This window comes from Streptomyces sclerotialus, from assembly GCF_040907265.1.
GTDB classification, from domain to species: domain Bacteria; phylum Actinomycetota; class Actinomycetes; order Streptomycetales; family Streptomycetaceae; genus Streptomyces; species Streptomyces sclerotialus.
On record NZ_JBFOHP010000002.1, the window covers coordinates 6194450 to 6207984 of the forward strand.

The 13535-nt window shown below is 72.2% G+C and carries 11 protein-coding genes; 6 read left to right on the forward strand and 5 right to left on the reverse strand.

The genetic code is table 11. The annotated features are described in order from the left end of the window. Positions 1–25 precede the first annotated feature (25 nt). Entirely contained in the window at positions 26–961 is a 936-nt protein-coding gene (gene hemC / locus AAC944_RS27380) for a hydroxymethylbilane synthase (RefSeq protein ID WP_030622603.1), read from the reverse strand. A 346-nt stretch (positions 962–1307) separates the two neighbouring features. Between hemC and AAC944_RS27385 the strand changes: the two genes are divergently transcribed. Then, on the forward strand, positions 1308–1907 hold the full coding sequence (locus AAC944_RS27385) for a transglycosylase SLT domain-containing protein (protein ID WP_196943291.1): 600 nt from the start codon (positions 1308–1310) through the stop codon (positions 1905–1907). A gap of 75 nt (positions 1908–1982) precedes the next feature. On the opposite strand, the gene AAC944_RS27390 is transcribed toward AAC944_RS27385, so the two are convergent. From AAC944_RS27390 to AAC944_RS27405, 4 genes are all read right to left on the reverse strand, one after another. Then, a complete protein-coding gene (locus tag AAC944_RS27390; protein ID WP_368396466.1) occupies positions 1983–2438 on the reverse strand; it encodes a MarR family winged helix-turn-helix transcriptional regulator in 456 nt (151 codons plus the stop codon). A 45-nt stretch (positions 2439–2483) separates the two neighbouring features. Next, on the reverse strand, positions 2484–4325 hold the full coding sequence (gene asnB / locus AAC944_RS27395; RefSeq protein ID WP_030622596.1) for an asparagine synthase (glutamine-hydrolyzing): 1842 nt from the start codon (positions 4323–4325) through the stop codon (positions 2484–2486). Between the two features lie 317 nt (positions 4326–4642). Then, positions 4643–5809: an NAD(P)/FAD-dependent oxidoreductase gene (locus AAC944_RS27400; RefSeq protein WP_030622593.1), complete on the reverse strand. Its 1167-nt coding sequence runs from the start codon at positions 5807–5809 to the stop codon at positions 4643–4645. After that, on the reverse strand, positions 5806–6126 hold the full coding sequence (locus tag AAC944_RS27405; protein WP_030622591.1) for a bifunctional 3-phenylpropionate/cinnamic acid dioxygenase ferredoxin subunit: 321 nt from the start codon (positions 6124–6126) through the stop codon (positions 5806–5808). Before AAC944_RS27405 ends, AAC944_RS27400 begins: the two co-directional genes overlap by 4 nt. Before the next feature lie 152 nt (positions 6127–6278). Between AAC944_RS27405 and AAC944_RS27410 the strand changes: the two genes are divergently transcribed. The 5 genes from AAC944_RS27410 to AAC944_RS27430 all read left to right on the forward strand — a co-directional run bounded on the left by AAC944_RS27410 (position 6279) and on the right by AAC944_RS27430 (position 13531). Continuing rightward, the gene (locus AAC944_RS27410; protein ID WP_030622589.1) at positions 6279–7094 is read left to right on the forward strand and encodes an IclR family transcriptional regulator; all 816 of its coding nucleotides are present in this window, start codon (positions 6279–6281) and stop codon (positions 7092–7094) included. Positions 7095–7294: 200 nt separating this feature from the next. After that, on the forward strand, positions 7295–8380 hold the full coding sequence (locus AAC944_RS27415) for an S-(hydroxymethyl)mycothiol dehydrogenase (protein ID WP_030622586.1): 1086 nt from the start codon (positions 7295–7297) through the stop codon (positions 8378–8380). 53 nt (positions 8381–8433) lie between these two features. Continuing rightward, positions 8434–10890: a GcvT family protein gene (locus AAC944_RS27420; RefSeq protein WP_030622584.1), complete on the forward strand. Its 2457-nt coding sequence runs from the start codon at positions 8434–8436 to the stop codon at positions 10888–10890. A gap of 36 nt (positions 10891–10926) precedes the next feature. Beyond that, complete coding sequence (locus tag AAC944_RS27425; protein WP_030622581.1) at positions 10927–12066, forward strand: aromatic ring-hydroxylating oxygenase subunit alpha; 1140 nt, start codon at positions 10927–10929, stop codon at positions 12064–12066. After that, positions 12059–13531: an aldehyde dehydrogenase family protein gene (locus AAC944_RS27430; RefSeq protein ID WP_030622579.1), complete on the forward strand. Its 1473-nt coding sequence runs from the start codon at positions 12059–12061 to the stop codon at positions 13529–13531. Before AAC944_RS27425 ends, AAC944_RS27430 begins: the two co-directional genes overlap by 8 nt. Positions 13532–13535 lie beyond the last annotated feature (4 nt).

The window sequence follows — 13535 nt, forward strand, 5'->3', positions numbered from 1 at the left end:
CTCCCGCCTCAGTGCGGGACCCGCCTCAGTGCGGGATGCCGTCGATCAGTTCCCGGGCGCCCTGGCGGAGGAGGGCGACGGCGACGGACGTGCCGAGGGTGGCCGGGTCCAGCCGGCCCGCCCACTCGTGCGCGTTGAGGACGGTCTTGCCGTCGGGGGTGAACACGCAGGCCCGCAGCGACAGGTCGCCGCCGCGCTCGGCCCTGGCGTACCCGGCGATCGGGGAGTTGCAGTGCCCCTGGAGGACGTGCAGGAACATGCGTTCGGCTTGGGTCTCGCGGTAGGTGTCCGGGTGGCCGAGCCCGGAGACGGCGTCGACGGTCGTGGTGTCGTCCTCGCGGCACTGCAGGGCGAGCACGCCGGCGCCGATCGGCGGGCACATCGTCTCGACGGACAGGACTTCGGTGATGACGTCGGGGCGCCCGATGCGGTGCAGCCCGGAGACCGCGAGGAGCAGCGCGTCGGCCTCCCCGGCGTGCAGTTTCTCCATCCGCCGGTTGGCGTTGCCGCGCATCGGGACCGTCTCCAGATGCGGGTGCGAGGCGGCGAGCTGCGCCCGGCGGCGTACGGAGGAGGTGCCGATGCGGGTGCCGGCGGGCAGCTGGTCGAGGGTGAGCCCGCCGGGGTGGACGAGGGCGTCCCGCACGTCGTCCCGCTCCAGGAAAGCGGCGAACGTCGTACCGGCGGGCAGCGGCCGGTCGGCCGGGATGTCCTTGACGCAGTGCACCGCGACGTCGGCCTCGCCCGAAAGAAGGGCGGCGTCGACCTCCTTGGTGAACGCGCCCTTGCCCTCCACCTGTGAGAGATCACCCATCCAGCGGTCACCGGTGGTCGTGACCGGGACGACCTCGGTGGCCACACCCGGGTGCAGCGCGGCCAGTTCGGCACGGACGCGCTCGACCTGGGCCAGGGCCATGGGGGAGGAGCGGGAGACGATACGGATCAGCTCAGGGGCGGACATGGGGCCACGATAGACCCGCCGGACCACTCCGCACGTGCGGTACCGCCCGCCCCGTCCGGCCCGTGCGCCCGCACTCGTCACGCGAAACTTCGAAGATATCGTCATTCCGCTCGGACCCGCCCGACCCGGCCCTCCTTCTCGGCGGGTCTTTCTGCCGGCTGATAGGACGCCTCTCAAGAGAGCCGGCGGCTCGACGGGAAGGCGATGATCTCCCATGCACATGGCCAGGACTGCGACCACCGCCCTTTCATCTGTCCTCGCACTGATAATGCCTGCCGCGATCGCCTTCGAGGGAATGGGGGATATGCGCCCCGGTGAGGCCGGGACGCGAACGGAAGAAGCCGCGGTGCACGCCGGGAAAACCCGGCAGGACACCGCACGGGCGGGCCGTCGGGCGCCCGCCACGCCCTGCCGGAAGGCCCGGGTCTCCCCGGCGGCGCTGGAGGGGCAGGTCGCCACCTTCGTCGCGGCAGGGCTGACGGAGCAGCGGTACGAGGCCGCGGCGCGGGCCTCCCGGGCCAGCTCGGAGGCCAGATCGGCGGCGCTCGAACGGCGGCGCGCCGAATTGCGCGCCGAGCGGCGCGAAGCGGCCAGGCGGCAGCTGACGGCGGCAGGGCCGGCCGGCTGGATCCGGGCCTGTCTGCGGGTCACCGGATCACCGGGACACTGGTACGGGGGATTGTGGACGATCGCCCGCAGGGAATCCGGCTTCAACCCCAGCGCCTTCAACGGATGGGACGCCAACGCGGCGGCCGGCGAGCCTTCCCGGGGACTTTTCCAGACGACCTGGCCGACATTCCGGACGCACCATCAGCCCGGTACCGCATGGGACATCAACGACCCGGTGGCGAACTGCGCGGCGGCGGTGAATTACATCAAGGCCCAGTACGGCGACATCTCCCGCGTACAGCAGGCCGATGCGGGCAGCCCGCCGCAGGGCTATTAGGCCGCAAGACCGGCCGGAAAAAGACGGACCGGCCCAAAATACGGTGCGGCCGGAAAAGACGGTGCGGCGGCAGGATCAGTCGCCCGGCTCCGTGAGCCGCCGCAGCAGCGTGCCCGCTTCGAGGACGCGCCGCACGTCCTCCGGAGGCAGCGTGCCGAGACGCCCGGCGAGCGCCTCGGCCTCACTGTGCGCCACGTCGTTCAGCGCCCGGACCCCCTCCTCGGTGACGACCACGCGTGCCGCGCGCCCGTCGGTCGGGTCCGGCTCCCGGCGTACCAGCCCGGCCGACTCCAGGCTCGCCACCGCGGCGGTGGCCGTCGGCTGCGAGCACGGGATCCGGTCGGCCAGTACGCCGATGCGGGAGGGGCCGAGCTGGGTCAGCAGGGCGAGGACGATGAGCTGGGTGGGCGGGATGCGGCGGTCAGGGACGGCCCTGCCCAGGCTGCGCAGCAGCCGGTGCAGGGTCACGACCAGCTCCAGGGCGGCTTCCTCGCCGACCGCGCTCAGCGCTGTCTCCTCGCCGACCGCCACGCCACCGTCCGCCTATCTCTCGTCCATCGAACTGCCTCGATCAGGTCAAGAGAGTGTAATGGCCGGGGAGTACATGTCCATCCAGAGGGCCAGGTCCAGGGTGCGTTCGAGGCCGCGCCGGGAGGCCTGGGTGATCTGCGGGACGTCGACCTCGACGGCGCGCTGCAGCCAGTCCCGGCTGACCAGGTCGAACACGGGATGCGAGGGCTTGGCGAGCAGGTCCTTGAGGTGCCCCTGGAGCGCGACGGCGTACTTCGGGTCCTGCGTGGAGGGGTACGGGCTCTTCACCCGGTCGTACACCGACTTCGGCAGGACGTCGGCGGTGGCCTCGCGCAGCAGGCTCTTCTCCCGGCCGTCGAACGACTTCAGGCTCCACGGGGTGTTGTAGACGTACTCCACGAGCCGGTGGTCGCAGAACGGCACCCGGACCTCCAGGCCGACGGCCATGCTCGCCCGGTCCTTGCGGTCCAGCAGGACCCGGACGAAGCGGGTGAGGTGCAGGTAGCAGATCTTGCGCATGCGGTACTCGAAGTCGCTCTCGCCGTCGAGCCGCCGGACGTCCTTGACGGCCGTGTCGTAGCTGTCCTGGATGTAGCTGCCCAGGTCCATGGCCTTGGTGACGTGGTCGGTGAGGATGTTGCCGTCGTCACCGAAGTGCTCGGCGAACTGCACGAGCCAGGGGAAGGTGTCCGCCTCGCGCGCCTTGGGGTCGAAGAACTGCTTGTACCCGCCGAAGACCTCGTCCGCCGACTCGCCGGACAGGGCCACCGTCGAGTGCTCGCGGATGGCCTTGAACAGCAGGTACAGCGAGGCGTCCATGTCGCCCAGGCCCATCGGCATGTCCCGGGCCCGGATCATCTTGGAGCGCACCTCGGGGTCGGCGAGCTGGTCCGAGTTCAGGACGATGTCCTGGTGCTCGGTCCTCGAGGCACGTGCCACGTCGTGCACGAAGGGGGTGTCCGGGGTGTCGCGCAGCGCGTCCGGGGTGAAGTTCTCGGTCTGGCCGACGAAGTCGACGGCGAAGCTGCGGACCGTCTTGTCCTCGGCGGCCAGCTGCTGCGCGGCCAGCGCGGTCATCGCGGAGGAGTCCAGGCCGCCGGAGAGCAGGGTGCAGCGCGGTACGTCGGCGACGAGCTGGCGGCGCACGATGTCGTCCAGCAGCGTGCGCACGTGCGCGATCGAGGTCTCCTGGTCGTCGGTGTGCTCCCGGGTCTCCAGCTGCCAGTACACGCGGGTGCGCAGGCCGTTGCGGGTCAGCGTGACGACGGTGCCGGGCTCGACCTCGCGCATGCCCTCGTACACGGCGTGGCCGGGCGTCTTGACGAAGGCGAACAGCTCGCGCAGCCCGTCCAGCGTCACGGTGGGGGTGACCTGGGGGTTGGCGAGGATGGCCTTGGGCTCGGAGCCGAAGAGCACGCCGTCGTCGGTGGGGTGGTAGTAGAAGGGCTTGATGCCCATCCGGTCGCGGATCATCACGAGCTTCTGCTCGCGGCTGTCCCAGATGGCGAAGGCGTACATGCCGTTGAGGCGTTCGGCGACGGCCTCGCCCCACTCCAGGTAGCCGTGGAGCACGACCTCGGTGTCGGAGTCGGTGACGAAGCGGTGGCCGCGCGAGGCCAGCTCCTTGCGCAGCTCGGAGAAGTTGTACGCCTCTCCTGAGTAGACCATCGCGACCGGGCCGTCGGGGGTGTCGACGCTCATCGGCTGGCGGCCGCCCGGCAGGTCGATGATGGCGAGCCGGCGGTGGCCGAGGGCCGCCGGGCCCTGGACCCAGGTACCGGCGTCGTCCGGGCCCCGGCAGGACATGGTCTCGGTCATCGCGTCGACGGTGGCCTGTTCGGTCCGCAGGTCACGCTGGTAGGCGACCCATCCGGCGATTCCGCACATGCTGCTCCTCCGAATCCGACCCTGGGCCGGTGCGTCGGGGGGCGGCCGGAAACCGGCAGGGGTCACCGGCCGGACACCCAGGGTCATGTGTATCGAGCACCTATGTATCGAGCATGTGACGTGCGGATGTCATCCGTCAACAGGGCCCGGCGGGCCGGACCTGGCCGATCGGGCGGGAGGTATAGGGGACGCCAAGTGCCGGTATACGAGAGGCCTTTGGGTGGTCATGGGCGTGCCATGTCGCGCACCGTGACGACGAGGGCGGGGTGCCCCGTGGCACCCCGCCCTCGTCCGTCCTGCCCCGGTGGGGCGGAGGCTCAGCTCGCGACCGGCTGGGCCGCACGCATCAGCTCGCGGCGCTGCTTCATGAACGGGCGCGGCCGGTTCAGCGCGAGGACGGCGGTGGTGCGCCCGTCGCGCTCGTAGGCGGCCAGGAAGCTGCGGTCCTCGGGGGAGCCCTCCACGATCCGCACGGTGTCGGTGGGCAGCCGCCGCCCGGCGAACTGGATCCGCACGCCGTACTGGTCGGACCAGAAGTACGGGACCGCGCGGTGCGCCATGAGGGTGGCGCCCGCGAGCAGGTTGTGCACGGCGACGGCGGCCTGTTCGGTCGCGCTGGTCCAGTGCTCGGTACGGGAGCCGCCGGCCCGGGCCACGTCGCCGACCGCGACGACGTGGGGGAGCGCGGTCACGCATCCGGCGTCGCAGACCACCCCGTCGGCCACGGCGATGCCCGACCCGGCGAGCCAGTCGGTGTTCGGGCGGACGCCGATGCCGACCACGACCGTGTCGGCGGGCAGCAGCCGCCCGTCGGCCAGCTCGACCCCGGTGACCCGGCCGCCCGGCTCGCCCCGCAGTGCGGCCACGCCCGTACCGGTGACCAGCGCCACCCCGTGATCACCGTGCAGAGCGGCGCAGACGCCGGCCATCTCCTCGCCGAGCTGCGGCAGCAGCGGGAGCGGCGCGGCCTCGACGACCGTGACGTCATGGCCGAGCGCGGCACAGGAGGAGGCGACCTCGGCGCCGATGAACCCGCCGCCGATCACCACGACCCGGCCAGGGCCGCCGGCCAGGTCGGCGCGGAGCGCCTGCGCGTCGTCGAGGGTGCGCAGGGTGTGCACCCCGGACAGTTCGGGTCCGGGCAGCCGGCGCGGGGTGGCGCCGGTGGCGATGACCACCCCGTCCGTGGCGAGGGCCCGGCCGCCTGCCAGCCGTACCGTCCGGCCTTCGTCGTCGAGCCCGGCGGCACGGGTCCCCAGCACCCACTCGGCGTCCAGCTCGGCGATTTCCTCGGCGTCCGCGAGGGCCAGCTGCTCCTGCCCGGTCTCGCCCTTCAGGAAGTCCTTGGACAGCGGCGGCCGGTCGTACGGGCGGTGGTGCTCGTCCCCTACGATCACGAGGCGGCCCTGGAACCCCTGGGAGCGGAGCGCCCGCGCGGCGTACAGTCCGGCCAGCGAAGCTCCGACGACGGTGACCGTCCTCATGCGGCGGTGCCTTCCTCGGCGGCGTGGTGGACGTAGATCATGCCGTCCTCCACGGTGACGGGGTGGGTGCGGACGGCCCGCCGGGCGGGCAGGCAGGTCGGCATGCCGGTGCGCAGGTCGAAGGACGCGGCGTGCAGCGGGCATTCGACCAGGCAGCCCTCCAGCCAGCCGTCGGCGAGGGAGGCGTCCTGGTGGGTGCAGGTGTCGTCGATGGCGTAGATCTCGCCGTCGGCGTTGAAGACGGCGATCGGAGGTGCGGTGTCGATGCGTACGGACTCGCCTGCGGGCAGGTCGGTGAGGTGGCAGACGGGAATCACGGGGCACCCCTCATTACTGTTCGGTATAGTTGAGTTCCGCGATGCGCACGGCGAAGCGCTCTGCGCAACAGAATCCAAGCCGGGAGCTTGCGCGTCAAGCGCCTCCCTTCAGATGCCGGCCCGCATCGGGTCGCGCCAGGTGGTGAGATCGGATGACGGACAAGGCGAAGGGCACTCCGGAGGCCAGCTCAGCGGAGAAATCGGCCCGCGGGGCGGGGAGTTCGGTGCAGTCGGTGGACCGCGCGGTCACCGTGCTGGAGATCCTCGCCCGGCACGGCGAGGCGGGGGTGACCGAGGTCGCCGACGAGCTCGGCGTCCACAAGTCGACGGCCTTCCGGCTGCTCGGCGTGCTGGAGAACCGCGGCCTGGTCTCCCAGGAGCAGGAGCGCGGCAAGTACTACCTCGGCGCCGGGGTGCTGCGGCTGGCCGGTGCCGCCGCGGTGCGCCTGGACATCTCGCAGGAGGGCGCGCCGATGTGCCGGCAGCTCGCCGAGGAGCTGGGCGAGACGGCCAACATCGCGGTCCTCGACAACGGCGCCGCGGTCAACATCATGCAGGCCCGCGGCCCGGCCTCGGTCACCGCGCAGAACTGGCTCGGCCGCCGTACCCCGCTGCACGCCACCTCCAGCGGCAAGGCGCTGCTGGCGTTCCAGCCGGGCCCGGTGCAGGACGCGGCGCTCGCCCGTAAGCTGCCGCGGCTGACCGAGCGGACCATCACCTCCGTCGCCGAGCTGCGTGCCCAGCTGGCCGAGGTGGTGCGTAACGGTTTCGCCGTGGCGATCGAGGAACTGGAGCTGGGGCTGCACGCGGTCGCGGCACCCGTGCGCGCGCACGACGGCCAGGTCATCGGCGCGATCAGCGTCTCGGCGCCCGCCTACCGGCTGGAGCCCGAGCGTATCCCGGAGGTCGCCAAGCGCACGGTCGAGGCGGCCCAGGAACTCTCCCGCCGGATGGGGTACGGGAGTTGAGCGCCGCCGGGTAGGCGGTTCGACCGTACGCAGGGACGTTGCGGGGCCGGTGTCCACCGGCCCCGCTTTCGTGTGCGCCGACCGTACCGGCCCTTTTACCAAGGGTTAACTCGTACCCCTTGACGGCGCCGTGGGGCGTTCCCAGTATGTCTCCCATCGCGCAACGAGTCGTGCAGTGCGCAACACTGAGGGGTAGGGGCATGCCACACGAAGTCCGTGCTGTGGTCGCGACGAAAAAGGGTGCACCGGTCGAGGTGCAGCCGATTCTGGTACCGGACCCCGGCCCGGGGGAAGCACTCGTCTCCGTCCAGGCCTGCGGGGTCTGCCACACGGATCTGCACTACCGGGAAGGCGCCGTCGACGACGGCTTCCCCTTCCTGCTCGGACACGAGGCGGCCGGGGTGGTCGAGGAGGTGGGGCCCGGCGTCACCGACCTCGTCCCCGGTGACTACGTGGTCCTCGCCTGGCGCGCGCCCTGCGGTGCCTGCCGCTCCTGTCGCCGCGGCCGCCCCTGGTACTGCTTCGACTCCCGCAACGCGGCCCAGCCGATGACCCTGCTCGACGGGACGCCGCTCAACCCCGCCCTGGGCATCGGCGCGTTCGCCGAGAAGACGCTGGTCGCGGCCGGGCAGGCGGTCAAGGTCGACGCGGCGGCGCGTCCGGAGGCCGCCGGGCTGATCGGCTGCGGTGTGATGGCCGGGTACGGCGCCGCCGTGCACACCGGCGGCGTCGGCAGCGGTGACACCGTCGCCGTCATCGGCTGCGGGGGAGTGGGCAACGCGGCGGTCGCCGGGGCCTCGATCGCGGGCGCCCGCAGAGTCATCGCCGTCGACATCGACGACCGCAAACTGGACGGCGCGATCCGCTTCGGCGCCACCCACACCGTCAACTCCCGCGGCACCGACCCGGTCGAGGCGGTCCGCCAGCTCACCGGCGGCCACGGCGCCGACGTCGTCATCGACGCCGTCGGGCGGCCCGAGACCTACCGCCAGGCCTTCGAGATGCGCGACCTGGCCGGGACGCTGGTCCTGGTGGGGGTGCCCGAGCCGGACATGCGTCTCGACCTGCCGCTGATCGAGGTGTTCTCGCGCGGCGGCGCCCTGAAGTCGTCCTGGTACGGCGACTGCCTGCCCAGCCGGGACTTCCCCGTGCTCATCGACCGCTACCTCAGCGGCCGGCTCGACCTCGAAGGGTTCGTCACCGAGCGGATCTCGCTGGACGAGGTGGAGGCCGCCTTCGACACGATGCGCGACGGCCGCGTCCTGCGCTCCGTGGTCGTCCTCTGAGGGCCGACCGCCCGCGACCGGTCCGTACGTCCTGCCCGACCCGAAGGAGGGGCATGTCCCGCACACCCGCCACCCAGGCCCGCGTGGTCGTGATCGGCGCCGGCATCGTCGGCTGCTCGCTCGCCGACGAACTCACCGCACGCGGCTGGCGCGACGTCACCGTCCTCGAACAGGGCCCGCTGCCGGCCCCCGGCGGCTCCACCTCACACGCCCCCGGGCTGGTCTTCCGGACCGGGCCCTCCAAGACCATGACCGAGTTCGCCGCGTACACCGTCGAGAAGTTCACCTCCCTCGAGGTCGACGGGCTGCCCTGCTTCAACCCGCTGGGCGGGCTGGAGCTCGCCACCACCCCCGAGCGCTGGGCCGACCTGCACCGCAAGGCCGGGCTCGCCGCCTCCTGGGGCGTACGGGCCGAACTGATCACCCCGGCCGAGTGCAAGAAGTACTGGCCGATGCTCGACGAGGACAAGGTCCTCGGCGGGCTCTACACCCCCGAGGACGGCCTGGCCCGTGCCGTCCTCGCCTGCCGCGCCCAGATCGCCCGCGCGGAAGCGCGCGGGGCCCGCTTCCTGGAGCGGCACACCGTCACCGGCATCGAGCGCGCGGACGGCCGGGTCACCGGCGTCGTCACCGACCGCGGCACCTTCCCCGCCGACCACGTCGTCTCCGCGGCCGGCTTCTGGGGCCCGGTGATCGGGAAGATGGCCGGCGTGGACGTGCCGCTGCTGCCGCTCGCCCACCAGTACGCCAGGACCGCGCCGCTGCCCGAGCTCGAAGGCGTCAACGACCCGGTGACCGAGGCGAGCAAGCCGATCCTGCGCTTCCAGGACCGCGACCTGTACTACCGCGAACACACCGACCGCATCGGCATCGGCTCCTACGCGCACCGCCCGATGCCCGTGGACCCCTTCACCGTGCCCGCCTTCGACGACGCGCCGGTCATGCCGTCCTCGCTGCCCTTCACCGAGGAGGACTTCGCGCCGAGCTGGCAGGACAGCGTCGGCCTGCTCCCCGCGCTGGGGGAGTCCCGCGTCGAGGAGGGCTTCAACGGCGTCTTCTCCTTCACCCCCGACGGCATGCCCGTCCTCGGCGAATCCCGCGACCTGCGCGGATTCTGGCTCGCCGAGGCGGTCTGGGTCACCCACTCCGCGGGCGTGGCCAAGGCCGTCGCCGAGTGGATGACCGACGGCCGCCCGTCCACCGACGTCCACGAGTGCGACCTGTACCGCTTCGAGGAAGCCCAGCGCTCACCCGCGTACATCGAGGACCGCGGCGCCCAGAACTTCGTCGAGGTCTACGACGTCATCCACCCCCTCCAGCCCATGGCGCAGCCCCGCCCGCTGCGGGTCAGCCCCTTCCACGCCCGCCAGCAGGAGCTGGGCGCGTACTTCCTGGAGGGCGGCGGCTGGGAGCGCCCGCACTGGTACGAGGCCAACGCCCCGCTCGCCGAGGGCCTGGACCTGCCGGAGCGCGACGCCTGGGCCGCGCGCTACTGGTCGCCGATCGCCGCGGCCGAGGCGAAAGCCACGCGCGAGAAGGTCGCGCTGTACGACATGACGCCACTGCGCCGGCTGGAGGTCACCGGCCCCGGTGCGCTCGCCTTCCTCCAGCGCATGACCACCAACCAGCTGGACAAGAAGCCCGGCGCGGTGACGTACACCCTGCTGCTGGACGAGACGGGCGGTATCCGCTCCGACCTCACGGTGGCCCGGCTCGCGCCCGACCGCTTCCAGATCGGCGCCAACAGCGGCTCCGACCTGGACTGGCTGCTGCGGCACGCACCCGAGGGAGTCCACATCCAGGACATCACCTCCGGCACCTGCTGCATCGGCGTCTGGGGCCCGCTCGCCCGCGACCTCGTCCAGCCGCTCACCCGCGACGACTTCTCCCACGAGCGCTTCGGCTACTTCAAGGCCAAGCGGACCTACCTCGGCCACGTACCCGTCACCGCCATGCGGCTGTCCTACGTCGGCGAGCTGGGCTGGGAGCTCTACACCACCGCCGACCTGGGCCTGCGCCTGTGGGACACGCTGTGGGAGGCAGGGCAGGAGCACGGCGTGATCGCCGCCGGGCGGTCCGCCTTCAACAGCCTCCGGCTGGAGAAGGGCTACCGCGCCTGGGGCCACGACATGACCACCGAACACGACCCCTACGAAGCGGGCGTCGGCTTCGCCGTCCGCCCCGCCAAGGGCGACTTCATCGGGCGCGCCGCACTGGAGGGCCGCAGCGCGGAGACCGCCCGCCGCCGGCTCACCTGCCTCACCCTCGACGACCCCGCCGCCGTCGTCCTCGGCAAGGAACCGGTGTATGTGGACGGTGCGCCCGCCGGTTACGTCACCTCCGCCTCCTACGGCTACACCGTCGGCCGCTGTGTCGCGTACGCCTGGCTGCCGGCCGCGGCCGCCGTCCCCGGCACCGCCGTGCACGTGGAGTACTTCGGCGACAAGGTTCCCGCGACCGTCGCCGAGGAGCCGCTGTTCGACCCGCGCATGACCCGCATCCGCAAGTAGGGGACCACCCCGAGCCCGCTTGAGGAGACCGTACACATGACGACCACACCCGAACTCGCGCCCACGTCTTCGCTGCTCACCACCCTGCCCGGCACCGCCTACACCGACCCGGAGACGTTCCGGCAGGAGCAGGAGAAGATCTTCGAGCGCCTGTGGTTCTGCGCGGTGCGCAGCGCCGACCTGGACAAGCCCGGTGCCTTCCGCACCGTGCAGGTCGGCCGGGAGAACGTACTGATCACCCGCAACCGCCGCGGCGAACTCCGCGCCTTCCTGAACATCTGCCGGCACCGCGGCGCCCGCCTATGCACCGAGGAGTCGGGCCAGGCCCGCCGTAACCTCCAATGCCCTTACCACGCCTGGACCTACGACTTCGACGGCAAGCTCGTCGCCGCGCCCAATCTGACGTCGATGCCGGACCTCGACCGCACCGAACGCGGCCTGGTCACCGTCCCCTTGCGCGAATGGCTCGGCTACGCCTGGGTCTGCCTGGCCGACGCGCCGCCCTCCTTCGAGGACACCGTGATCGGCGCGGCCGTCGAGCGGCTCGGCGACGCCGCCTCCATCGAGCGGTACCGCACCGAGGGCCTGGCCCTGGGCAAGCGCATCACCTACGACGTGGCGGCCAACTGGAAGCTCATCATCGAGAACTTCATGGAGTGCTACCACTGCGCCACGATCCACCCCGAACTGACCGACGTGCTGCCGGAGTTCGCCGACGGGTTCGCCGCCCAGTACTACGTCGGGCACGGTGCGGAGTTCGCCCCCGAGGCGGAGGGCTTCACGGTCGACGGCAAGGGCGGCTTCGGGCGGCTCCCGGAGATCGCCGAGGACCAGGACCGCCGGTACTACGCGATCACGGTACGGCCGCAGGTCTTCGTCAACCTCGTGCCCGACCACGTGATCCTCCACCGGATGTTCCCGATGGCCGCCGACCGCACCGTCGTCGAGTGCGACTGGCTCTACCTCCCCGAGGTGGTCGGGTCCGGCGCCGACGTCTCCCCCTCCGTCGAGCTGTTCCACCGCGTCAACCAGCAGGACTTCGAGGCGTGCGAGCGGACCCAGCCGGCCATGGACTCGCGTGCGTACCGGGACGGCGGCGTCCTCGTGCCCAGCGAGCACCACATCGGCGCCTTCCACCAGTGGGTCACCGAGCAGCTGGAGGACAAGCGTGCCTGACCTGTTCATCGACGGGCGGTGGCAGGCGGCGGCCGGCGGGCGCACCCGCGAGATCCGCTGCCCCGCCGACCAGGCCCTCGTCGCGGTGGTCGACGAGGGCGGCGCCGAGGACGCCCGGGCGGCCGTGGCCGCCGCCCGGCGCGCCTTCGACACCGGGCCCTGGCCGCACACCACCGCCGCCCAGCGCGGCGCCAAGCTGCTGCGGGTCGCCTCCCTCCTGGAGCGGGACAAGCCGGCCCTGGCCCGCGCCGAATCGCTGGACACCGGGAAACGCCTGGTGGAGAGCGAGTTCGACATCGACGACATCGCTGCCTGCTTCCGCTACTTCGGCAAGCTGGTCACCGAGGAGGGCGACGGCGGCCGGACCGTCGACGCGGGCAGCGCCACGGTCGAGAGCCGCGTCGTCCAGGAGCCGGTGGGTGTCTGCGCGCTGATCACCCCGTGGAACTACCCGCTGCTGCAGACCGCCTGGAAGGTCGCCCCGGCCCTCGCCGCGGGCAACACCTTCGTCCTCAAGCCCAGCGAGCTCACCCCGCACACCGCGATCCACCTGATGCGGCTGCTCGCCGAGTCCGGGCTGCCCGACGGCGTCGCCAACCTCGTCCTCGGCAGCGGACCGGAGGCGGGCGCGCCGCTCACCGACCACCCCGACGTGGACCTGGTCTCCTTCACCGGCGGCCTGGCCACCGGGCGGCGGATCATGGCCGCCGCCTCCGCCACCGTCAAGCGCGTCGCCCTGGAACTCGGTGGCAAGAACCCCAACATCGTCTTCGCCGACGCCGACTTCGACACCGCCGTCGACCACGCCCTGACCGCCGTCTTCCTGCACTCCGGGCAGGTCTGCTCGGCCGGCGCCCGGCTGCTGGTCGAGGACGCCCTGCACGACCGCTTCGTCGACGAGGTGGTACGCCGGGCCCGCGGCATCCGGCTCGGCGGCCCCTTCGACCCGGACGCCCGCACCGGACCGCTGATCTCCGCGGCGCACCGCGACAAGGTCGAGGCGTACGTCGCCGCCGGGCTCGCCGAGGGCGCCGTCCTGCGCTGCGGCGGCGCGCGCCCGGACGACCCAGCCCTCGCGGACGGCCACTACTACCTGCCGACCGTCCTGGACGAGTGCACCTCCGGCATGTCCGTGGTGCGCGAGGAGTCCTTCGGCCCGGTCCTCACCGTCGAACGCTTCACCGGCGAGGACGAGGCGGTACGGCTCGCCGACGACACCGTCTACGGACTGGCGGGCGCCGTGTGGACCACCGACCCCGTACGCGCCGGCCGGGTCGCCGCCCGGCTGCGGCTCGGCACCGTCTGGATCAACGACTACCACCCCTACCTGCCGCAGGCGGAGTGGGGCGGCTTCAAGCAGTCCGGCACCGGGCGCGAACTGGGCCCCAGCGGGCTCGCCGAGTACCGCGAGACCAAGCACGTCTGGCGCAACACCGCACCGAAGGCGCAGTACTGGTTCGACTGAGGAG

Coding starts and splice junctions, on each gene's coding strand:
- hemC (WP_030622603.1), bottom strand. CDS start 961: ATGTCCGCCCCTGAGCTGATCCGTATCGTCTCCCGCTCCTCCCCCATG.
- asnB (WP_030622596.1), bottom strand. CDS start 4,325: ATGTGCGGAATCGCCGGATGGGTCGCCTACCAGCGTGACCTGCGGACC.
- AAC944_RS27400 (WP_030622593.1), bottom strand. CDS start 5,809: ATGAGGACGGTCACCGTCGTCGGAGCTTCGCTGGCCGGACTGTACGCC.
- AAC944_RS27410 (WP_030622589.1), top strand. CDS start 6,279: ATGACGGACAAGGCGAAGGGCACTCCGGAGGCCAGCTCAGCGGAGAAA.
- AAC944_RS27415 (WP_030622586.1), top strand. CDS start 7,295: ATGCCACACGAAGTCCGTGCTGTGGTCGCGACGAAAAAGGGTGCACCG.
- AAC944_RS27420 (WP_030622584.1), top strand. CDS start 8,434: ATGTCCCGCACACCCGCCACCCAGGCCCGCGTGGTCGTGATCGGCGCC.
- AAC944_RS27425 (WP_030622581.1), top strand. CDS start 10,927: ATGACGACCACACCCGAACTCGCGCCCACGTCTTCGCTGCTCACCACC.